The sequence below is a fragment of the Pseudoalteromonas sp. SCSIO 43095 genome (assembly GCF_023650455.1).
GTDB lineage: Bacteria > Pseudomonadota > Gammaproteobacteria > Enterobacterales > Alteromonadaceae > Pseudoalteromonas > Pseudoalteromonas tetraodonis.
This window is the reverse complement of sequence record NZ_CP087995.1, coordinates 479,038-498,948: the sequence shown is the minus strand read 5'-3', so window position 1 is coordinate 498,948 and position 19,911 is coordinate 479,038. Positions and strand designations below refer to the sequence as shown.

At 40.6% G+C, this 19,911-nt stretch carries 24 protein-coding genes; 14 read left to right on the top strand and 10 right to left on the bottom strand.

What is annotated here, in order from left to right; translation table 11 throughout:
* Positions 1 to 45: 45 nt before the first annotated feature.
* The 3 genes from pdsR (at position 46) to LOC50_RS17340 (ending at position 3,137) form a co-directional block, all read left to right on the top strand.
* On the top strand, positions 46 to 741 hold the full coding sequence (gene pdsR, locus LOC50_RS02300) for a proteobacterial dedicated sortase system response regulator (RefSeq protein ID WP_036981496.1): 696 nt from the start codon (positions 46 to 48) through the stop codon (positions 739 to 741).
* Positions 735 to 2,870, top strand: a complete 2,136-nt coding sequence (gene pdsS, locus LOC50_RS02295; protein ID WP_250653543.1) for a proteobacterial dedicated sortase system histidine kinase — start codon at positions 735 to 737, stop codon at positions 2,868 to 2,870. Before pdsR ends, pdsS begins: the two co-directional genes overlap by 7 nt.
* A 132-nt stretch (positions 2,871 to 3,002) precedes the next feature.
* Positions 3,003 to 3,137, top strand: a complete 135-nt coding sequence (locus LOC50_RS17340) for a hypothetical protein (protein WP_284692563.1) — start codon at positions 3,003 to 3,005, stop codon at positions 3,135 to 3,137.
* 40 nt (positions 3,138 to 3,177) lie between these two features.
* Here LOC50_RS17340 and LOC50_RS02290 read toward each other — a convergent pair whose 3' ends face one another.
* The gene (locus tag LOC50_RS02290; RefSeq protein WP_250653542.1) at positions 3,178 to 4,419 is read right to left on the bottom strand and encodes a multifunctional CCA addition/repair protein; all 1,242 of its coding nucleotides are present in this window, start codon (positions 4,417 to 4,419) and stop codon (positions 3,178 to 3,180) included.
* Between the two features lie 143 nt (positions 4,420 to 4,562).
* Here LOC50_RS02290 and LOC50_RS02285 point away from each other — a divergent pair, with 143 nt between their 5' ends.
* Positions 4,563 to 4,781: a hypothetical protein gene (locus LOC50_RS02285; protein WP_138626333.1), complete on the top strand. Its 219-nt coding sequence runs from the start codon at positions 4,563 to 4,565 to the stop codon at positions 4,779 to 4,781.
* A gap of 111 nt (positions 4,782 to 4,892) precedes the next feature.
* Here LOC50_RS02285 and LOC50_RS02280 read toward each other — a convergent pair whose 3' ends face one another.
* The 6 genes from LOC50_RS02280 to LOC50_RS02255 form a co-directional block, all read right to left on the bottom strand.
* Entirely contained in the window at positions 4,893 to 5,057 is a 165-nt protein-coding gene (locus tag LOC50_RS02280) for a murein transglycosylase domain-containing protein (RefSeq protein ID WP_248532493.1), read from the bottom strand.
* Positions 5,058 to 5,126: 69 nt separating this feature from the next.
* Positions 5,127 to 5,312 carry a hypothetical protein gene (locus tag LOC50_RS02275; protein ID WP_250653541.1) on the bottom strand — a complete coding sequence of 62 codons (186 nt, stop codon included), beginning with the start codon at positions 5,310 to 5,312 and terminating at the stop codon, positions 5,127 to 5,129.
* A gap of 35 nt (positions 5,313 to 5,347) precedes the next feature.
* Positions 5,348 to 5,848: a DUF1543 domain-containing protein gene (locus LOC50_RS02270; protein ID WP_250653540.1), complete on the bottom strand. Its 501-nt coding sequence runs from the start codon at positions 5,846 to 5,848 to the stop codon at positions 5,348 to 5,350.
* 24 nt (positions 5,849 to 5,872) lie between these two features.
* Complete coding sequence (locus tag LOC50_RS02265; RefSeq protein WP_250653539.1) at positions 5,873 to 7,222, bottom strand: sigma 54-interacting transcriptional regulator; 1,350 nt, start codon at positions 7,220 to 7,222, stop codon at positions 5,873 to 5,875.
* 2 nt (positions 7,223 to 7,224) lie between these two features.
* Positions 7,225 to 7,758 carry a hypothetical protein gene (locus LOC50_RS02260; protein ID WP_250653538.1) on the bottom strand — a complete coding sequence of 178 codons (534 nt, stop codon included), beginning with the start codon at positions 7,756 to 7,758 and terminating at the stop codon, positions 7,225 to 7,227.
* Position 7,759: 1 nt separating this feature from the next.
* Positions 7,760 to 9,214 carry a HAMP domain-containing sensor histidine kinase gene (locus LOC50_RS02255; RefSeq protein WP_248532485.1) on the bottom strand — a complete coding sequence of 485 codons (1,455 nt, stop codon included), beginning with the start codon at positions 9,212 to 9,214 and terminating at the stop codon, positions 7,760 to 7,762.
* Positions 9,215 to 9,511: 297 nt separating this feature from the next.
* On the opposite strand from LOC50_RS02255, the gene LOC50_RS02250 reads away from it, so the two are divergent.
* The 5 genes from LOC50_RS02250 to LOC50_RS02230 all read left to right on the top strand — a co-directional run bounded on the left by LOC50_RS02250 (position 9,512) and on the right by LOC50_RS02230 (position 12,516).
* The gene (locus LOC50_RS02250; RefSeq protein WP_036981479.1) at positions 9,512 to 9,745 is read left to right on the top strand and encodes an EF-hand domain-containing protein; all 234 of its coding nucleotides are present in this window, start codon (positions 9,512 to 9,514) and stop codon (positions 9,743 to 9,745) included.
* Between the two features lie 12 nt (positions 9,746 to 9,757).
* Complete coding sequence (locus LOC50_RS02245; RefSeq protein ID WP_024602367.1) at positions 9,758 to 9,985, top strand: hypothetical protein; 228 nt, start codon at positions 9,758 to 9,760, stop codon at positions 9,983 to 9,985.
* A 156-nt stretch (positions 9,986 to 10,141) separates the two neighbouring features.
* The gene (locus LOC50_RS02240; RefSeq protein ID WP_010387655.1) at positions 10,142 to 10,378 is read left to right on the top strand and encodes an EF-hand domain-containing protein; all 237 of its coding nucleotides are present in this window, start codon (positions 10,142 to 10,144) and stop codon (positions 10,376 to 10,378) included.
* A gap of 8 nt (positions 10,379 to 10,386) precedes the next feature.
* On the top strand, positions 10,387 to 10,623 hold the full coding sequence (locus tag LOC50_RS02235) for a calcium-binding protein (protein WP_036981474.1): 237 nt from the start codon (positions 10,387 to 10,389) through the stop codon (positions 10,621 to 10,623).
* 204 nt (positions 10,624 to 10,827) lie between these two features.
* On the top strand, positions 10,828 to 12,516 hold the full coding sequence (locus tag LOC50_RS02230; protein ID WP_036981471.1) for an amidohydrolase: 1,689 nt from the start codon (positions 10,828 to 10,830) through the stop codon (positions 12,514 to 12,516).
* Positions 12,517 to 12,543: 27 nt separating this feature from the next.
* Here LOC50_RS02230 and LOC50_RS02225 read toward each other — a convergent pair whose 3' ends face one another.
* Positions 12,544 to 12,780 (bottom strand): YgjV family protein, encoded by a 237-nt coding sequence (locus tag LOC50_RS02225; RefSeq protein WP_036981470.1) that lies wholly within the window; start codon positions 12,778 to 12,780, stop codon positions 12,544 to 12,546.
* 278 nt (positions 12,781 to 13,058) lie between these two features.
* On the opposite strand from LOC50_RS02225, the gene LOC50_RS02220 reads away from it, so the two are divergent.
* On the top strand, positions 13,059 to 13,715 hold the full coding sequence (locus LOC50_RS02220) for a Crp/Fnr family transcriptional regulator (protein ID WP_013465733.1): 657 nt from the start codon (positions 13,059 to 13,061) through the stop codon (positions 13,713 to 13,715).
* Positions 13,716 to 13,764: 49 nt separating this feature from the next.
* Here the strand turns inward: LOC50_RS02220 and LOC50_RS02215 are convergent, their stop codons facing one another.
* Both LOC50_RS02215 and pepB read right to left on the bottom strand, forming a co-directional pair.
* Positions 13,765 to 14,331: a phosphoribosyltransferase gene (locus tag LOC50_RS02215; protein ID WP_008111161.1), complete on the bottom strand. Its 567-nt coding sequence runs from the start codon at positions 14,329 to 14,331 to the stop codon at positions 13,765 to 13,767.
* A gap of 175 nt (positions 14,332 to 14,506) precedes the next feature.
* Entirely contained in the window at positions 14,507 to 15,805 is a 1,299-nt protein-coding gene (gene pepB / locus LOC50_RS02210) for an aminopeptidase PepB (protein WP_250653537.1), read from the bottom strand.
* A gap of 144 nt (positions 15,806 to 15,949) precedes the next feature.
* Between pepB and sfsA the strand changes: the two genes are divergently transcribed.
* From sfsA to pcnB, 4 genes are all read left to right on the top strand, one after another.
* Entirely contained in the window at positions 15,950 to 16,669 is a 720-nt protein-coding gene (gene sfsA / locus LOC50_RS02205; protein WP_214552691.1) for a DNA/RNA nuclease SfsA, read from the top strand.
* 282 nt (positions 16,670 to 16,951) lie between these two features.
* Positions 16,952 to 17,395 (top strand): RNA polymerase-binding protein DksA, encoded by a 444-nt coding sequence (dksA, locus tag LOC50_RS02200; protein ID WP_013465738.1) that lies wholly within the window; start codon positions 16,952 to 16,954, stop codon positions 17,393 to 17,395.
* Between the two features lie 13 nt (positions 17,396 to 17,408).
* The gene (gluQRS, locus tag LOC50_RS02195; protein WP_036981464.1) at positions 17,409 to 18,305 is read left to right on the top strand and encodes a tRNA glutamyl-Q(34) synthetase GluQRS; all 897 of its coding nucleotides are present in this window, start codon (positions 17,409 to 17,411) and stop codon (positions 18,303 to 18,305) included.
* A 305-nt stretch (positions 18,306 to 18,610) separates the two neighbouring features.
* Positions 18,611 to 19,909: a polynucleotide adenylyltransferase PcnB gene (pcnB, locus tag LOC50_RS02190; RefSeq protein WP_175610030.1), complete on the top strand. Its 1,299-nt coding sequence runs from the start codon at positions 18,611 to 18,613 to the stop codon at positions 19,907 to 19,909.
* Positions 19,910 to 19,911 lie beyond the last annotated feature (2 nt).

The window sequence follows — 19,911 nt, the reverse complement described above, 5'->3', positions numbered from 1 at the left end:
AACTTCGCTATAGTGCGCCTAAGTCAATATGAGTAATTAATAAAAATGAAGAAAATAGCCATCATTGAAGATGAAACCGCAATCCGCGAAAACTACATAGAAATGCTGAGCGCTCAAGGCTATCAGGTGAGTGGTTATGAAAACCGCCCTCAAGCAGAAGCGGCCTTTAAAGAAGCGCTTCCCGATTTAGCCATTGTTGATATTGGTTTAGGCCATGAAATAGATGGTGGCTTTTTACTGTGCCAAACACTGCGTTCACTGTCTAAAACCTTACCGATTATTTTTTTAACCGCTCGCGACAGCGAAATAGACACCGTATGCGGCCTGCGCATGGGCGCCGACGACTACTTAACCAAAGACATTAGCTTAGCCCATTTAGCTGCGCGTATTGGCGCACTATTTCGCCGTATGGAAGCATTAGAGCAACCCGCCGATGCTAACGCATTAATAACTCGCGGCCAACTAACGCTCGATATGCAACGTATGCAGGTGCTTTGGCAACACCAGTTAGTTGATTTAACCGTAACTGAATTTTGGATGCTGCATTCACTCGCTCAGCGACCAGGGCACGTTAAAAGCCGTAACGATTTAATGAGTGATGCTAAAATTTATGTAGACGACAGCACCATTACCTCGCATGTAAAACGTATTCGTAAAAAGTTTATAGCACTCGATAGCCAGTTTGACTGTATAGATACCGTGTATGGCATGGGCTATAGGTGGGAGCAACCCACATGCTGAGATTTGGCCTACGCAGTAAATTTATCCTACTTTCGTGCTTTTTGTTTTTGTTGCCATGGCTTGGCTACGAATATGTATGGGAAATGGAAAAGTTTTTACGCCAAGGCCAAGAAAAAACGCTGGTAGGCACCACTCGCGCACTGGCCACGGCCCTGCACGAACGCCCCGCTTTATTTGACGAACAAACCAACTTTTTAGATCAAGTGGTAAAAGGTCGCGATCTCTATGCTTATAACTTAAAAAGCCCGATTCAGCTCGATGGCAAACTCAACGACTGGGACGCTTATCAATCGCTGTTTTGGCTTTATGATAAACGCTACTTACAAACAGCCAATGATAACCATCAACTGAGCAACTTATCATTTAGCCATATGGTAGGTAAGTTTGATAATTACTTATATGCTGTATTTAAAGTCACAGATGACACTGTAATTTACCGTGCTAAAAACAGCCTCAGCATTACCAATAATGACTATGTAAAAATTGGTCTAAAAAATCCTGATGGACTATTTAATACTTATATTATTGCTCCGCGCCAAGATGGCTGGGTCAACGCATTTGATGCCAACAGTAAAATGCCTTTTACTAAAATTCAGGGCTTTTTTAAACAAACTGAAACTGGCTACAACCTTGAGCTGCGCTTTCCTTTGAGTATGCTTGGCAATAAACTGGGGTTTGCCATTGCCGATGTTGATAGTAAACAGCCAAGCCAAACACTTAATATTATGTCTACATCCAACTTAAATAACCCAAATGATTTGGGCTCAGTACTGGTGCCCTCCCCTGAAATAAACCGTATATTAAAAGGCATGGGCCACAGCGGCAGTCGCATTTGGGTGGTCGATAATCATCACCGTGTTTTAGCGCAATCGGGCAGTATTCAAAATGCCGATGGCGTATGGGCTGATGGACTAAAAAATCAAGCGCCAAAAACCGCATGGCAACGCTTTGAACAAACCTATTTGCATCCTTTGTACTATAAAATTTTAACCCGTCCCGAAGATGAGTTTATAGACACCCTACACGATGTCGCCTCAATGCAAGGCACTCATTTAGCCAAAGCACTCAAAGGCCAACCCGCATCGTCGTGGCGACTCACCCCCGACAATAAAGCGGTGATATTATCGGCTGCTTATCCTATTTGGATTGAGGATAAGGTGATTGGCGCAGTTATAGCTGAAGAAACCACCAATGGCGTGCGTACACTGCGTAATAAATCACTGGAAAAACTGTTTAATGTGATTTTAGCGGTTATGCTGATTGGTACTGTGACTTTGTTCTTTTTTGCTTCGCGTATATCGAGCCGCATTAGGCAACTACGCGATACCGCAGAGCAAGCCATTGATGCGCAAGGACGAGTAACAGGTCATATAAATTACAGCGATGCCAATGACGAAATTGGCGATCTGTCGCGTAGCTTTTCAAATATAGTGAGCCGCCTTGGTGGCTATACCGATTATTTAGAAAATATGTCGTCGCGATTATCTCATGAGCTGCGCACGCCGGTTGCGGTTGTACGTTCATCTCTTGAAAACTTACAAAGCTTGCAGCAAAGTGAACTGAGTCAAAAATACCTTGAGCGTGCCAGTGAAGGGGTTGAGCGCTTAGGGAAGATAATTACCACTATGAGTGAAGCCACCCGCCTTGAGCAAAGCATTCAAAGTAATGAGCCAGAGCCGTTTGATTTGCAAAAGGTGATCAATGGCTGCATGCAAGGCTACCAGCTAACTTACCCTAACCAGTTATTTACACTCAACATTTGCCAAAGCACACTGCCAATGCAAGGTGCCCCTGAATTTATAGCCCAACTGCTCGATAAGCTAATAAATAATGCCTTGGAATTTAGTGAAGCCAACACCGCGATTGAAGTTAGTCTTAAGCAAAGCGAAAACAAAGCAACATTAACGGTAAGTAATACAGGTACTTTATTGCCTGAGGGGCTTACTGAACATATTTTTGATTCTATGGTATCGGTGCGCAGCCAACAAATGCAGCAACAACCGCATTTAGGTTTAGGACTTTATATTGTCAGGCTGGTGTGTGATTACCACAAAGGCACAGTAACGGCGCACAATAATGAGCAAAACAGTGGTGTGGTGTTTACCGTGAACTTGCCTTTAAGTAATTAAACAAAAAGCGGTTTAATTATAAACCGCTTTATTTTAAAGCTTTGCAGTTACAATTTAACTCACACTCAAGTGTAACGATTCACTTTTAATTCATTCGCTCAGTCTTAGTCTACTCACCTAGGAGGAGTCAAAATGAAAGAGTTACTAGAACCCGAAGAAATAGAGTTTATTCTCGATTTATATCGCCCAAATGCAGCCAATAACCATGCTCAACAGGGCGCAACTAAAAAGCCCAAGGTAAGTAGTGAAACAAGCCATGCAAGCTGAGGCTTTAGCACGTAGTGCTTAACGACACAAACCTTACAAGTTAGCCATTAAGCTGTAAAAACGCTTTAATACAGTCTATTTCTGCCCGTTTGACCGTTTCACCTATTTCGGGGCCTTTTTTACCGCTTTTAAGCGCATCTTGCACTATTTGTTTTTTATCCATTTTTTGTAGTTCATTGTGAATAGCACGTAATTTAGCGGCTTGTGGATAAGGCTTATCTACCAGCGTTTCGCCTCGTCCTTGTGCATCACACTGGCAGGCTTGAGTAAAGGCAATAAAACGCTCTGGGTGCACTAGTGCATTTAAATTAGTGACAATTAATTTATGAATGGTTTGCGGCCTTAATTGTTCAAGCGTGTGGCAAAGGGTATGGTTATCGCTGGTGAGCACACCGATATCACGAAAGCGATTAGGTACTTTTAGCCGTTCACAAAAGGCCTCAACCACAGCAACCCCTTCACGTTCATGGCCGCGTAAATTACCACGTTTTTTATAACTGAGCGCTTTACCAAAATCATGAGTTAAAGCAGCAAACCGGGTTTCTAGGTTAAAGCCTAAATCGGCTGCTCGTCTAAGCACTAGCATAGTATGGACGAACACATCGCCCTCGGGATGATGATTTGCAGGCTGCGGAGTGTTTTTCATCTGTTCTATTTCAGGAAAAATACCTAACCCATCTAATGCTTGAAAATAAAGCTCGGGGTGTTTTTCGCCAAGCGCTTTTTCTGTTTCAAGCCAAACTCGCTCAGGCACTAAATGTTCCAGCTCGCCTTTATTTTTAAGCTCATGCATTAATGCAGTAGTACTTGGATGAATAGACCATTCACTACCATAACGAGCTAAAAAACGGGCAATACGTAATACCCGAACCGGGTCTTCTACAAATGCGTGTGTGGTGTGGCGCAGTATTTTATTTTTTAAATCAGCTTGACCATTAAACGGGTCAATAACAGTGCCGTTTTCATCTAGTGCCATAGAATTTATGGTTAAATCTCGGCGTGCTAAGTCTTCTTCAAGCGTAACATTGGGGCTCGCATCCACTACAAAGCCGGTATAACCTTTACCACTTTTACGCTCAGTGCGCCCTAGTGCATATTCTTCTTTAGTGTGTGGGTGTAAGTAAACGGGAAAATCGCTGCCAATGGGTAAAAAGCCGAGCGCTTCCATAACCTCTGGCGTTTCACCAATAACAACGTAATCGTTATCTTTTGATTGTATGTTAAGCAGTTTATCTCGTACTGCTCCGCCCACTAGGTAAACTTGCTTTAAGCTTTGTTGCACTTTATTCCCAACCACTACTTTTAAGGTTTTCTTTGATGTTAATCATACCTAATCGCAATATAAAAATCAGTGTTGTTTGCCAAGCTTTAGTAAGCTCATTACAATAGCGCATTATTTTTTTATACCTCAACTCACCTTAACTAATGAAAAAACACTCAGCAAAAAAAGAACTTAGGTTACTGCCCATCCTTTTGGTGGTTATTATTATGTGTGTTGCGGGGCATTTCTTGCTGCAAGCTAATTTTCAAGACAGTCATCTGGTCGAATACCTATTAGCCGCGATTCCATTTGCTATGTTTGGCTTAGTGATAGTGGCCTTTAAAATGGCAGCTAAAAGTGAACAACAAGAAAATGATGAGTAAATAAGTTACTGATAGTTTCTGCTTTAGTGACTTTATATAAATAGCGTCTTGATTCCGCACGTGAGTGCTTAGTGATGAGAATGTTATAAAACTGGCTTGAAGTAAGCTGATTTATTTGTGAAAACGCCACACTTCTATTTTTATTAAATATACGCTATCGGTTTTATCGGGGTCGCTGGAGGTCAGTAGGGTCATAACAATGGCCTGCTGTAACAAGCTTATTGTATTTTTTAACGCGATGGTTTCTACTTTTACAGTGCCTTGCTCAAAATCAATAATGGCACACGCTTGATAATCATTGCTGTATTTAACGTATTTTTTGCACTAGGCTGTTGCGTATTTTGCTTACCCCACTTGCGCTTTAATAGAACGGTGTGTTTTTTGAGCTTGCTTGTGAATTGCAACCACATTGGTCGGGTCGTTTTTTACTTGCTTTACCAGTTTATTTAAATCAACAACGGGCGATAAACCCGACAGTGATTTACAGCCACTTAAGCCAACTAGCAAAAGTATAAACGCATACTTTTTCACACAACATCCTAATAAACTTAATAAATCCTCATTTATTATAATACATGATAACCAAACCAGTCAGGTTTAATTGTTTGTGCTTGACCACTTGGGGTTAGTTTAATATTAAGCTGACTATCGAGTAAATCAATCGCAAAGCAGTCATCAACGTCATGTAAATCATCTTTATGTAGATGGCTCAGCCCTGCTAATAAGTCATTTTTAGCGCGTTGTTTTGCTTCTTCACTACTACTGGCAACATACAAAGCAAAGTCGTGTTGCTCTGCTAATGAGTCGCTTCTGTAAGCACCTAAGTTAACAAAATAAAGTTGCTTATTTTGCTCTACATAACTATCAACTACCTCGATTTTATAACCATCAATGTGATTAACCGCCATGTAGCTATCCATGTGTACACTGTTTTTATCACCCACCCATTGGCTTTTTAATTTGGTATAGGTTTGCTCAATATTTTGGCCTACCACAAAACGTACGTCGTGCATTTCTATGTGGCAACCTTGAATACGCCCACCTAAATACACCATGAATAACTGCATGCTCACTTCCTTTTAAAAACCAAATTAAATTAAACTATCTACGTCAATCTCATGCTTTTTAATCAACTTATAAAAATCAGAACGATTACGCTTGGCAAGTTTGGCGCCTTCTGCCACATTGCCCCCTGCCATTTTCAGGGTATTAATTACATAGTCTCGTTCAAATTCTTTTTTAGCTTCATTAAGTGATAATGGCTCAACGTTGCTTTCATTACTGTTTAGGGCACTAAGCACTAAATGTTCAGATATAACCTCACTAGGAGTCAACGCAACCACCTGCTCCACTACATTTTGTAATTGACGTATATTTCCTGGCCAATCATACCTTACTAGGGCATGCATGGCATCGCTTGCAAAGCGCTTTTCTTTTTGCTCCATACGCTTTGCGATGTTGGCACTAAAAAAGTTGGCTAATAAGCTAATATCTTCACGGCGTTCACACAGCGGGGGCAACTTTAAGTTTACGACGTTTAACCGGTAGTATAAATCTTCTCTAAACTGTTGATTACTAATCGCTTCAGGCAGGTTTTTGTGGGTTGCAGAAACAATTCGCACATTAATAGGAATTTCTTCTTGAAAGCCCACGGGGCGAATGATTTTTTCTTGTAGCACACGCAATAACTTAACTTGCAAATTTAGAGGCATATCACCAATTTCGTCTAAAAATAAGGTACCGCCTTGCGCTTGCTGAAATAGGCCTTGGTGATCTTTTACAGCTCCTGTAAATGCCCCTTTTTTATGACCAAATAGCTCTGATTCTAATAGCTCACCAGGCACGGCCCCACAGTTTATTGCCACAAATGGACCATTACTAACATGGCTATGCTGATGAATCGCCTGCGCAAGCAACTCTTTACCGGTACCGCTGGCACCAGAAATAAGCACGTTAACTTGTGTAGGCCCTAATAGTTTAACTTGCTCCAGCAAATGCAGCATAGCGCCACTGCGGGTGACAATATTACTTTGCGGAGTAATATCATCATTATTAACCCCATGTATCTCAATGGCTTTGGCTAGGCTGTCAAACAGCTCATCTTTATCAACGGGTTTTGTGATAAAGGCAAAAATACCTTGCTTGGTGGCCTCTACCGCATCAGGGATAGATCCATGAGCCGTCATCATAATAACAGGCAACGCAGGGTAACGGTTTTGCAATTGTCGGTGCAGCGCCATGCCGTCCATTTCATCCATTCTTAAATCGGTAATCACCGCATCAAACACTTGGTTTTTAAGTAGCTGTAATGCGTTCATACCACTATCACAGGTCGTTACTTCATAACCCTTTGATTGAATTCGAATCGCCAGTAATTGCAGCAAGCTGGCATCATCATCAACGAGTAAAACTTTAGCACTTGATGGAAGTGTGACTGACATAGTTACTGCTCCTTGGTTTCTTCACGTAGTAAAAGTTGCTGTTCAATTGCGGCTAATGACGACAAGGTTTTTTGCATTTTGGCGTTCAATGCTTGCTGTTGTTTTTTTGCATCTATTTGCATTAATACGTGCTGTTTTTGCAGCCATAAATAGTGCTTTATATCATCGGGCCAATAGTACGCCTGATCCAGCTTAAGTAATTGACTCATCACAGTATTGGGGTCACTACTAAGCTTTAAACATGCTGTACTAAAAAACGCTTTCAGTGCTTGCTCCCCTAAGTAAGTTTCATTGTCAGGCGTTAATTTAAAGCCACCACACTGATTGGCATGCCAAGCAATAACTTGCGCTGCAGAGGGATATATTGGCTCTGATTTTGGCCGAGGTTTGGGGTTTGGCTGATTCGTTTTTTTATCTGGCTGAGAGGGTACATTTAATGCTGATTCACCCTGTGTTTGAGTGTTTGTTATTTCACACCCAGATAAAAAAACAAGACTGCTGGTTAGCCATACAATAGCCATTAAACGCGCAGACATATTATTTAACTCCTTTATTTTTATAGGGGATGACAATGTTAAATCGACAGCCTTGCGGCTCATTATGCTCAATTTTTAGTTGTCCATGTAACTGTTCAACTGACTCTTTGACTATAGTAAGGCCTAAACCACTGCCTTGTAAGCTAATCTCTTTGGTATGTTTACCTTGATAAAACGCCCCAAAAACATGTTCTCTTTCATGCTCTTTAATGCCACAGCCCTCATCTGCCACCTGCATATTTAGGCCGTTATTTTCTAGACTCAAGCTAATAGTAACGATTTGGTTTGGCTGAGAAAACTTTAAGCTATTGGAGATTAACTGAATTAAAATCATTTCAATTAACTCCCGTGGCAAACTAAGAGAAATATTAGGTAAACTATTGTGCCAAATAAGCGATTGTTCTCGCGCATTTAAGCGGTGCTCAAAGTGGTTATTTACCTTTTTTATTAGCTGATTAAATTCCACTTCACTGACGTTGTCTTTACTGGTGCGAATGGCGTTATAACTCAATAAACTGTCTATCATGGTACGTAGCCTCACCATCGATTGACTGATCAGCCCAAGTACCGCTTTTTGCTCGTTATTGATGGGGCCAACGATTTCATCGGCTAGTAATTCAGTGCCCTCAACCATAGAAGCCAAAGGGGTTTTTAATTCGTGAGTAACGTGGCGTAAAAATGTATCTTTTTGTTGTTCTAACATATGCAGCTGCGCTTGCACCCACTGCAACTTGTTACCTAACTCTATGAGTTCAGCTGATCCCTGCACCGATATTTTTTGCTGCCAATCTCCTTGGCCTAATTTATCAATCACTGAGGTTAAGCTTTTTAAGCGCCCGCTTATGCGCCACAAAAACCCGCCACCAACAAGTAGCGTTAAAGGCGTAAGTGCAACCAACCAGTTTATAAATGAAGCTTGTAAATTTGTGAGCTTAATTTGGTTTTGAGTGATTTTGGCTTCATTTTCCTCACGTAACCACAATGTTAGCTCCGCTAGTATTTCGCTGATTGGCACAAATAATTCAGCTTGTTGACGCGCTTCAACCACAAGTTGAGTATGCGCCGTTTGCAATGTATCCGTTAGCCGTTGCCATTGGTGTGTATTTGCTTGGTTATTTGAAAGCTGTTTTAGCTCATTGATGTTTTGCAATGATGATTGCCATTTATCTACGATTAGCTTATCGAGTGAGTCGCTCTTTAATACCCAGTTTTGTCTTGTTGCCCTTTCTAAACTATTAAGCTCTTGCTTAAGCACATTAAACGACTTAGTTACTTGGTAATTATTACTCACAATTTGCTGAGTGACCGCTAATTGCTTATTTAATACATTTAAAAACACAATAACTACTATAGATAAGGGCAGCAGCGACAACAGCATGCTCATTACAAATTGGCCAATTAAATTGGGGCGCCAATTTATCAATGCTTTATATTTTTCAGCCATGACTGCGGGCATACAAAAGTCCTTTGCTATTTTTTAACGTTCTATTATTAAGTGCTCAACTTATACACTCGCTGAACCATCAAGGATAAAAACCCCTACTGTCTCAAAATAGCGACAAGTTAAGCAATTGATTTAAAAAATTTTAAACGCTTATAACTGCAAAATTGTTGCATAAAACACACAGTTACTTGTAAAAATTACGCACCAACCACCACAAAAAAAACATAACCCGCTGATTATTAATAAAAATTAATATTGGCATCATTTTTGTAATGGAAACATTAATATTAATTTTAAAAGAGCCAAGGAATGTTCAGAAATAATTTACAGAACGCTGCACTTATCGGTCTGTGCCTAACCAGTACTCATTTATTCGCTCTTGATGTAGATGCTGAATTTAATCGTTTAGACAAAGACAGTAATGGCACATTAAGTGAAGCTGAAGCAGGTGAAGATGCTTTATTACATGAGAACTTTGCACAGATAGACACCGATGAAAACGGACTCATATCTCTAAATGAATTTAAGCTGTTTATAAAATAAAGGAGTACATTCATGAAACAACTAATTGGTGCTTTTTCGCTCCTATTTTTAGCTATTAGTGCCACCGCACTGGCATCGCCATTAAATGTACGTTTTATGCATTTAGATAAAAATATGGATGACCAAATATCGCTTGTTGAGGCAAAGCAAGATAAACAATTACTTAAGCAGTTTGCCGATTTAGACAAAGATAACAACGAGATGATTTCTAAAAAAGAATTCCAAAACTTTAAACCTTAAGTTTAGATTCAAGTTTAATCTATTAGTATAGAGTTAAAAGCACTTGCCATAATCCCTGAGGGAGTGTGTAAACGGATTTAATGTTGGGAGTTAAATTATGGCAAGTGCTTTCTTTCAATACTGTCAGCAATTAAAATACACCTTGGAACGCCAACTATGAGAATACTGCTTCCCTTTATTGGTGCTTTACTTTTTATCAGCCAAAGTGCATTCGCACTTGATGTAAAGCAACGCTTTGACCACTTGGACAAAAATAATGATGGATATTTAACCCATAGCGAGCTTGCTGCTCAGCCTCAGCTATTAAACTCATTTTCAAATTGGGATGAAAATCAAGATAACAGAATTTCTTTAACTGAGTTTAAAAACTACTTAACCACTAACCTGTACTGAGCATTTATATGAAGCCTTTTCATAATATTATTTTACTAACACTGACTGTTTTTAGCTGTATGAGTTTTGCAACAAGCAGTTATATTGCCGAAAAGTTTGAAAAACTTGACCGCAACCAAGATGGCTTTTTAACTTACCCTGAAGCTGCCAGTGATCCTGCTTTATGGTCACGTTTTGGCAGTTATGACCGTGATAAAGACGCACAATTATCATTAAGCGAATACAGCTTGTACGCCAGTAAATAAATAGCCCCACTCAATTAAAGCTTGGTTAACAATATCAAGCTTGAAAAAGTTTAACTCCTATTGTTAACACATCCTATTTCACCCTTAACTTGTTGCTTGCTTTAGCTAAAAGCTGACTTATACGACGCTTAATAAATTATGCTATTGGTATTCTAAATTTGAGTTTGCTACTGTGATAGTACAAATAATAACAACATACCTCTTATGCAACTCAATAAATTAATTAAACCGGTATTACTAGCAAGCCTCTGCGCCTTATCTAGTGTGGCAATTGCACAAACGAAAGTAATATATAATGCCAATGGCTACACCCCTTTATACAAAGGAAAAATGCGCCATGGCGAAGTAAATACATTTACAACCTTAGTCATAAAAGATGGCAAAGTAGTTAAAACAGGTCCAGACAGCTTGAAAAATAGCTTTCCGGGCGCAACCCTAATTGACGCGAAAGGCAAAACACTACTCCCAGGGCTCATTGATGCCCATGGACATGTCATCGGACTTGGTAATAATTTGTCACAGCTTGATGTGCGCGGTGCAAAATCAGTCGATGAAATAACTGCTAAGCTCAAGGAATTTGTCAAAGGTAAAAAAGGTTGGATCATTGGTCGAGGCTGGAACCAAGAGCTATGGTCAAATACTCGCTTTCCTACGGCCGCTGACTTAGACAAAGTCGTTAACGATCGCCCTGTTATTTTATCGCGAGTAGATGGTCACGCCATTTGGGTTAATTCAAAAGCACTAGAACTTGCCAATATTAATGCTGACACACCAGCCCCAGCAGGTGGAGAAATTATAAAAGACGAGTTTGGCAAACCAACCGGTATTTTTATAGATAAAGCAGAAACCTTGGTTACCCAGCATATGCCTGCAACGTCTGCGCAATCGGTTAGCAATGCATTAGATGCCGCAGGTAAACATTTGTTAAGCTTAGGCATTACCTCAACACACGATGCAGGTATTGATAAAACCACGTGGCAAGTTTATAAACAGCGCGCTGAGCTAGGTACATTACCACTTAGAATTGTAGCGATGTTAAGTGCAGCAAGCCCAGATTTAAACATGATGCTTAAAGCGGGTCGGTATCAAGATGCTCAAGATTTTTTATCTATTCGCAGTGTAAAAATTTACGCTGACGGTGCCTTAGGGTCACGCGGTGCCGCGCTTATTGAAGAATACGCAGACAGAGCAAACCACTTTGGCCTAATGCTTGAAACCCAACAAAAGCTAGAACAATTATTTACACTCACTTTTAAAAGCGGGTTTAGTGCAAATACCCACGCCATTGGTGATAGAGCAAATAAAATTGTGCTCGATGCCTATCAAAATGTATTTAAGCAAACCGGTGGTATACTACTGCGTAATCGCATGGAGCATGCACAAATAGTCTCGCCGGAGGATATACCGCGCTTTAAAACCCTGAAAATAATTCCATCAATGCAACCTGTGCATGCTACATCTGACATGCATATGGCAGAGCAGCGTTTAACCGATAAACAACTCAAAGGCGCATACGCTTGGCAAACATTCTTAGAGCAGGGGTCGACTATTGCAGCGGGTTCTGATTACCCTGTCGAGCTGGCGAATCCGTTTGATGGCTTATATTCTGCCATTACACGTATGGATCATAATCAATTGCCTGAAAATGGTTGGCGCGCCAGTGAAGTGTTAAGCAGAGAAGATGCATTACATGCGTTTACCCTTGGCGGCGCGTATGCAGCGCATCAAGAGTTTAAGCTAGGGAGTTTAGAGCAAGGTAAATGGGCTGACTTTATACTGGTTGATCAAGACTACTTTAAAGTCCCCATTGAGCAGCTATACAAAACTCAGGTGCTGCAAACGTGGATTGCGGGTACGTTACGCTACGAAAAAGACGCTACAAAAGCTGAGTAATTAAAAACAAAAAAGGGTTAACTTGCGTTAACCCTTTTTTGTATCAACTTTTGACTGACGATATAGCTTAATAATGTGATAAATATTAACCAAAGCCAACAAGCCGTTGGTAAAAGCCACCGGCATTGAGCCTATAGCCGCACCGTAAAAAGTAAACGCAATACAGCCCAATAAATTAAACCAACGGAGTTTGGTTACATCAGTCATAGTTAATGATATGACTAATAAGACGGATGCTAAATAACCTAAATATTCCCAACTCAATTGTTCTCTCCTAGGCTTTAGGTTAGTATTACGCGTTAAATTTTAGTACATTATTAAGCTACGCTACGCAGTAGTTAAAATAAAAAAGCTAACTTACCAATAAAACCTTAAAATATACTGGTTAATACCACAATTTTTAATCATTACACGGAAGAATGAAGGTCATTTAACGCTGTTAATTATATTAACGGCGTGGGCAAGTTAGCATAAATTCTTAATCTTAATGCTATCGTCATTAAGGTGTAATAAATAGGACAATTGTCCGAAGAGCATGATTGATGTTTCAATACCATTTTTCCAGTTACCTTGTTGATCAACTGCTGACGTTTGCCGGCAGTAGTTTTCAGCAATCAAAAAAAGAAATATTAATACAGCAAGACCAACCGTTAACTAAGTTGGTGTTAGTGCGAAGTGGAACTGTATCGTTTAGTTACGATGTAGGTAATGGCAGGCGCCTGCTTCTTGGCCAACTCGACTGTAACAATACCCTAATTGGCGAAATTGAAGCACTTAATAATAACCCCTGCATTTACACGGTAACCTGCTTTAGTGATGTCACGTACAACTTGATTGAATTAAAACATTGGCGCGCATTATTGCTCGATAAACCCGAGCTAAGCTTATATACGGCGCAAACGATTGCGGCTAAGTTTCAAGAAAATCAAAAAATTAATTTAGATAAGCTGTTACTGCCGTTGAGCTACAATATTGCCAAAGACTGCTTATTACGTGCAGAGAATAACAATCCCACTTTATTACGTGCTTACCCTACGGTAAATGCAGAAGCTGAGCGCTTTGCAACCACTGAGCGTGCATACAGGCGTGTAGTGAGTGAGTTAGTAGAGAAAAACTTAGTGCAAAGAAGCACACAAGGACTACAAGCTGTCGATATTCCTAAATTAAGTGACTATGTAGATAGCTTTGCACAGCTTTAAAGACAATAAAAAAGGCCATTAAGGCCTTTTTTATTGAGCAAAATCACGTTTACTTTTCAAGTAAAATATCGTGGATTTTAGCTAAATCAGATTTACCTTCAATAATTTCATCCGGCGTTAAACCTGATAATTCATGCGGGAATACTAACCATTCTTCAGATTCATGAATGTAGTAATCAGGCACTGTATCAACTTTTGAATTTTTTGGCTTGTAGTATGGACAAGCAATACGAATATCACGTGGTAAGTTTAAACGCATTAGCTCAGAAAGTTTCTCTTTTAACGCTACAATACTACGACCTGAGTCAAAAACATCGTCAACAATCAGTAAAGAGTCACCAGCATTTGCGTTTTCAACTATGTAGTGTAAACCATGTACTTTGATTTCTTTTGATTGCTTACCAATACCGTAATAAGACGAGGTACGAACCGCAATGTGATCCGTTTCTATGCCTTTGTAATCATAATATTCCTGAACAGCAATCCCAATTGGAGCACCACCGCGCCATATACCAATAATAAAATCTGGACGAAAGCCATCTTTATACACTTGTGCCGCTACGCGGAATGAATCTTCAAGTAATTGTTGAGCCGTGATATAGCACTTTTCTGACATAATAAGGATCCCAGTGGTATGTATAATATTTGAGCGAGGTTTAAATAAAAATAGATGCCCAAACACGTAATGGCGAAAGATTTTACCGTAAATAAAACAAAATTGCTTGTTTGACGGATAAAAAAATAGGCACCCTAAGGTACCTATTTTTTAACTAATGCGTAATCTCAGTAGATTATGCCTTTTCAAGTAGGGTGCGTGCTACGGTGCGCATACCTTGTGTAGTTGCACCTGAAGCCCATTGACTTGTGCTACCACCCATATTAAATGCAGCAGCTAAATCGATGTGTACCCAGCCTTTGCCATCGTTTGGCACAAAGCGAGATAAGAAACCAGCGGCGTTAGATGCACCACCGAAACCACCGCCTTTTTGGGCGCGGCTATTTGCTGTATCCGCATACGGCGATGGGCAGTTTTGTTGATGCCACTTTTCAAGTGGTAATGGCCATGCGGCTTCCATTTCTTGTGACGCAAAGTCTTCCACTTCACGCACTAGCTCTTTATCAAGGGCAAACAATGCGTTGTACTCTTGACCAACAGCAACAAGGGCGGCACCTGTAAGGGTTGCCGCATCAATAATAAGTGGAGCGCCTGTCTCACCTGCCGCCATTAGGCCATCAGCTAATACTAAACGCCCTTCAGCATCGGTATTTACAATTTCAACGGTTGTGCCATTTTTGTAAGTAAGAATGTCACCTAGTTTGTATGCATGACCGGAAATTAAGTTCTCAGCACAACATAAAAACAGTTTAATACGCTTTTCTACGCCACGGCTAATTGCCAGTGCCAAACCTGCGGTTACCGTTGCTGCACCACCCATGTCGCACTTCATACCCAACATACCTTCGCTTGGTTTAATTGAGTAACCACCTGAGTCAAACGTAATACCTTTACCAACAAGTGCTGCGCTTACCGGTGCGTTCTCATCGCCAGTTGGGTTGTAATCAAGCTCAAGTAATACTGGCGGACGCTCACTACCACGACCAACGGCATGAATACCAATCCACTGCTGTTCTAATAGTGCATCGCCTTTTATTATTTGATAGCTAACATGCTCTGGTGCCAGTGATTGAATAAATTCAGCGGCTTTTTCAGCCAAGCTTTCTGGGTAAATGTCATCGGCGGTGCCATTGATCATTTCGCGCGCCCACGTTGCCGATGCTTTTAAATCAGCGAGTTCTTTAAGATCAGATTGTGCGTTATCAACAAACTCAACACCGTTTAGTACTTTTGGTGATACAAAGCCTTGGTAAAAAGCCCATTGGCTCTCTGTACTCCAAACATTGCCTTCAAGCACAACACTTTTAATGCCTTGGCTGGCAATAGTACGACCTGCTTTTTGCACATTTTTTAATGTTTCTTGCTCAGATAAATGAACCGTTGCGCCGTGTTCGTTAAAAGATAATGACGCACTTTCGCCCCAATGCCCTGGTGCCGATTGCTCGCTTAATTGAACAACAAATTTTTCACTCATGTTAGAATATCCTTGCACTTAAATGTGTGGTTGAGTTTACTATAGCGCGCTTAAGTTCCCAACTGCTTGCGGTAAATAACCTCAAATAGTCCGTAAAGTCTTATTTTACTTAACCTGAATTCTGGTTATAAAAGGAAGTCATTAATGAAGTACACCTCGCCATTACAATCTGCTACGTTATTAAAACGTTACAAACGCTTTTTAGCTGATTTAGAGCTCAGTGATGGCAGCACTTTTACCGCTCACTGTGCTAATACGGGTAAGATGACGGGCTGTGCCGATGCCGGTTTTACTGCCTTTTATTCCACCAGCAGTAATACTAAGCGAAAGTACCCGCAGTCATTAGAGCTGACGCAAAATAACTTATCACAACTTATTTGTGTAAATACCGCCGTTGCCAATAAAGTGGTCGAAGAAGCACTTAATAATGGGGTTATTGATGAGCTTACAGGCTATCAACACATACAAAGTGAAGTGAAGTATGGCAGTGAAAACAGCCGCATCGACTTTTTACTTACCCACAGCAGCAAAGCCAATTGTTATGTTGAAGTTAAATCAGTCACGCTGCTGAGCGAAGATCGTCCACAAAGCGGTCAAGGCTACTTCCCTGACGCCCAAACTGTTCGTGGGCAAAAGCATATTCGTGAATTAATCGACATGGTCAAACAAGGGCATCGAGCGGTATTACTATTTGCAGTGCTGCACCAAGGCATCACACAAGTCAGTGCTGCGGTGCATATTGACCCAACCTATGCACAATTGCTTAACGAGGCCATTGAGCAAGGCGTAGAAGTATTAGCTTATAAAGCCCATATTTCAGCGAGTGAAGTTACTTTAATTGAGAAAGTAGCATTTGTTGAGTAAAAAGAGCGCATTTAAGCGTTGGTATTTCGCCACGCCCAAAAAATACTTATCCGAAAAGTAAAAGATAAGTTGTTTTTATTATTTTTGCCCACATAACAACGCCAGTTTATAAACCGATACTGTAATAAAAAATATAAACACTGCTTTTGCTACTTTTATATGGGTAAACAGGGTTGAAGCTAATTCGATTATTTAAAAATAAATTTGCCTAGGGTATGAGTTTCTGCTATTTATACCGCCGGCTAATGCTGAGGCATTAAATTAAGGATTTAGGAGAGAGTTATGCCAGACCAAAAAAGACATGGTTTATTGGCTCAAGCCGGTTTAGAACCATACCAAGAAAAACCGGGTGAAGAGTACATGAATGAAGCACAACGTGCTCATTTTAAAACAATTTTAGAAACTTGGCGTAATGATTTACGAAACGAAGTTGATCGTACTAAGTCACACATGCAAGACGAAGCAGCTAACTTTCCTGATCCCGTTGACCGCGCAGCACAAGAAGAAGAGTTCTCATTAGAGCTTCGTACTCGTGACCGCGAACGCAAATTAATTAAGAAAATTGAAAAAACAATCAACTTAATTAAAGAAGACGAGTTTGGTTTTTGTGAGTCTTGTGGTATTGAAATTGGTATTCGTCGTTTAGAAGCACGTCCTACTGCTGATTTATGCGTAGACTGTAAAACACTTGCCGAAATTAAAGAAAAACAAGCTGGACGCGGCTAATTAAGTTATAGCCATGTCTTCTACAGCCGTTACCGCGCAAGTATCTGACTATCGCGGCCGATTTGCACCGTCTCCTTCGGGGCCGTTACATTTTGGCTCACTTGTGGCGGCTGTAGGTAGCTACCTAGATGCAAAAGTTAACCAAGGGAAATGGTTAGTACGCATTGAAGATATAGACACCACTCGCGTTGTAAAAGGCGCCGCCACCGATATCCTAAATACCTTAGAAGCCTACAACCTCAATTGGGATGAAAACGTTGTGTATCAAACACAGCGTCTTACTATTTATCAAGATGCAGTAAACTCACTGTCAAAACAACACCTTATTTATGCCTGCCAATGCTCTCGTAAGCAAATAAAAGCCCTCGGCGGTATTTATCAAGGGCAATGTAAACACAGCCAACTCAGTGAACAGGGTCATGCCCTTCGCTTAACTCAATGCCATGCAACCGTGACTTATAACGACCTTATTCAGGGGCGTATTGACGTTGACCCTGCTCTGGCCCATGAAGATTACATTATAAAACGTAGCGACGGTTTATTTGCCTATCAACTGGTGGTGGTTATTGATGACATTGAGCAAGGGATCAATCGAATTGTACGAGGCGCTGATCTACTTGAACCTACCGCCCGTCAAATCAGTCTGTTTAAGCAACTTAATAACCCTATTCCAGAATTTGCTCATTTACCTTTAGCGGTAGCAAAACCAGGGTTTAAACTGTCTAAGCAAAATTATGCCCCTGCAATTTGCAAACAAAATCCAAAACCCACTTTAATAGCTGTATTTAAATTTTTAGGCTTGCCAATACATGAGCAACTAATGGATTTAACCTGCGAACAATTACTCGCTTGGGCCGTGGCACATTTTAACTTAAGCCTTGTTCCTGCTAAGCGTGAAATACAGATTTAACCTCCCTTTACGTATTACGTGGAATTAATTCAAATAAAATCGTTAAAAATGGCTTAATTTCAGTGCTGCAACTTAATTTTTTTACCTTGCTGGTATATGATAGCCGCCTAAATATATGCTAATTACATTAAACAGTAAAAATAACGCTTTAAGCGAATACTTGCTGTGATTTTGATTGCAATGGCGAGTAAATCAACCGCTTCTCTAGGAGACAGACTATTATTTCCAAGCTTTTTCAATTTTGTCGACAAATTATCGGCCCAAGTGCCAATAACGAAAATGTCGCAATCAGCAGTGAGCCGTTAGTGATCCCTAGAGGTGAGCATGGTATTTCTCGCAAACAATTTAGCCCAAATGCAATCAAAGTACTCTATCGCCTAAAAGATGGTGGCTATGATGCCTACTTAGTTGGTGGTTGCATTCGCGATGTATTGTTAGGCCAACAACCTAAAGATTTTGATGTTGTAACCAATGCAACCCCTGAGCAAGTTAAAAAACTGTTTCGTAACTGCCGTTTAATTGGCCGCCGCTTTCGTTTAGCGCACATTGTTTTTGGTCGTGAGATTATTGAAGTGGCCACCATGCGCGGCCATCACGAAGCACAAGAAGATAAAAATCAAATTAGCCAATCAAGCGAACATGGGCAACTACTTCGCGACAACGTATTTGGCAGCATTGAAGAAGATGCCGAGCGTCGTGATTTTTCAATCAATGCCTTATATTACTCAATCAATGATTTTTGTATTTATGATTACGCCAATGGTTTAGCGGCCATAAAGGCAAAACAAATAGAGTTAATTGGCGATCCTGAAACACGCTACCGTGAAGACCCCGTGCGTATGCTTCGCGCAGTGCGCTTTGCCACCAAGTTAGATATGCAAATAGCGCCAGCAAGCGAAAAGCCGATTACCGAATTAGCGAGCTTGCTTGATAATATTCCGCCAGCGCGTTTATTTGAAGAAATACTCAAGCTATTTTTAAACGGCAAAGCACAGCAAAACTTTGTAATGCTGCGTCAGTACGGTTTATTTAAATCGTTGTTCCCAGAACTTGACCGGATTTTAGATAAAAACCCAGACGGGCTTGAAGAAACCTTCATCAAGCAAATGTTTGCAAACACTGACATCCGTATTAATTCAGATAAAAAAGTCACTCCTGCATTCGTATTTGCAGCATTACTGTGGTTCCCGCTGATTGAGCGTACTGAAAAAATTAGACGCCAAGAGCAACTATCAGAATACGATGCATTTGCTCAAGCAATTAATAAAGTACTGAGTGAGAATGCCCAACATATTGCCGTACCAAAACGCTTTACGTTAGGTGCTCGTGATATTTGGCATATTCAACAACGCTTAGATAAACGTGCAGGCCAACGTGCCTATCGTTTAACACAGCAGCCGCGCTTTAAAGCCGCTTATGATTTTTTACTATTGCGTGTTGATGCTGGTGAAACTGAGCATACAGAGCTGGCACAGTGGTGGACACAGTACTTAGGTCAAGATATTAATGGCCAAAAAGAAATGGTGCGAGAGCTTGGTCATCAAGGTGGCCCAAAGCCACGCAAGCGACCTCGTCGTCGTACTACTAAAAAGCCAGCTGAGTAAAT

What these genes read in the sequence shown, in the direction of transcription:
- pdsR (WP_036981496.1), top strand. Translation starts at nt 46, where the DNA reads ATGAAGAAAATAGCCATCATTGAAGATGAAACCGCAATCCGCGAAAAC.
- pdsS (WP_250653543.1), top strand. Translation starts at nt 735, where the DNA reads ATGCTGAGATTTGGCCTACGCAGTAAATTTATCCTACTTTCGTGCTTT.
- LOC50_RS17340 (WP_284692563.1), top strand. Translation starts at nt 3,003, where the DNA reads ATGAAAGAGTTACTAGAACCCGAAGAAATAGAGTTTATTCTCGATTTA.
- LOC50_RS02285 (WP_138626333.1), top strand. Translation starts at nt 4,563, where the DNA reads ATGAAAAAACACTCAGCAAAAAAAGAACTTAGGTTACTGCCCATCCTT.
- LOC50_RS02270 (WP_250653540.1), bottom strand. Translation starts at nt 5,848, where the DNA reads ATGCAGTTATTCATGGTGTATTTAGGTGGGCGTATTCAAGGTTGCCAC.
- LOC50_RS02265 (WP_250653539.1), bottom strand. Translation starts at nt 7,222, where the DNA reads ATGTCAGTCACACTTCCATCAAGTGCTAAAGTTTTACTCGTTGATGAT.
- LOC50_RS02260 (WP_250653538.1), bottom strand. Translation starts at nt 7,758, where the DNA reads ATGTCTGCGCGTTTAATGGCTATTGTATGGCTAACCAGCAGTCTTGTT.
- LOC50_RS02255 (WP_248532485.1), bottom strand. Translation starts at nt 9,214, where the DNA reads ATGCCCGCAGTCATGGCTGAAAAATATAAAGCATTGATAAATTGGCGC.
- LOC50_RS02250 (WP_036981479.1), top strand. Translation starts at nt 9,512, where the DNA reads ATGTTCAGAAATAATTTACAGAACGCTGCACTTATCGGTCTGTGCCTA.
- LOC50_RS02245 (WP_024602367.1), top strand. Translation starts at nt 9,758, where the DNA reads ATGAAACAACTAATTGGTGCTTTTTCGCTCCTATTTTTAGCTATTAGT.
- LOC50_RS02240 (WP_010387655.1), top strand. Translation starts at nt 10,142, where the DNA reads ATGAGAATACTGCTTCCCTTTATTGGTGCTTTACTTTTTATCAGCCAA.
- LOC50_RS02235 (WP_036981474.1), top strand. Translation starts at nt 10,387, where the DNA reads ATGAAGCCTTTTCATAATATTATTTTACTAACACTGACTGTTTTTAGC.
- LOC50_RS02230 (WP_036981471.1), top strand. Translation starts at nt 10,828, where the DNA reads ATGCAACTCAATAAATTAATTAAACCGGTATTACTAGCAAGCCTCTGC.
- LOC50_RS02220 (WP_013465733.1), top strand. Translation starts at nt 13,059, where the DNA reads ATGTTTCAATACCATTTTTCCAGTTACCTTGTTGATCAACTGCTGACG.
- LOC50_RS02215 (WP_008111161.1), bottom strand. Translation starts at nt 14,331, where the DNA reads ATGTCAGAAAAGTGCTATATCACGGCTCAACAATTACTTGAAGATTCA.
- pepB (WP_250653537.1), bottom strand. Translation starts at nt 15,805, where the DNA reads ATGAGTGAAAAATTTGTTGTTCAATTAAGCGAGCAATCGGCACCAGGG.
- sfsA (WP_214552691.1), top strand. Translation starts at nt 15,950, where the DNA reads ATGAAGTACACCTCGCCATTACAATCTGCTACGTTATTAAAACGTTAC.
- dksA (WP_013465738.1), top strand. Translation starts at nt 16,952, where the DNA reads ATGCCAGACCAAAAAAGACATGGTTTATTGGCTCAAGCCGGTTTAGAA.
- gluQRS (WP_036981464.1), top strand. Translation starts at nt 17,409, where the DNA reads ATGTCTTCTACAGCCGTTACCGCGCAAGTATCTGACTATCGCGGCCGA.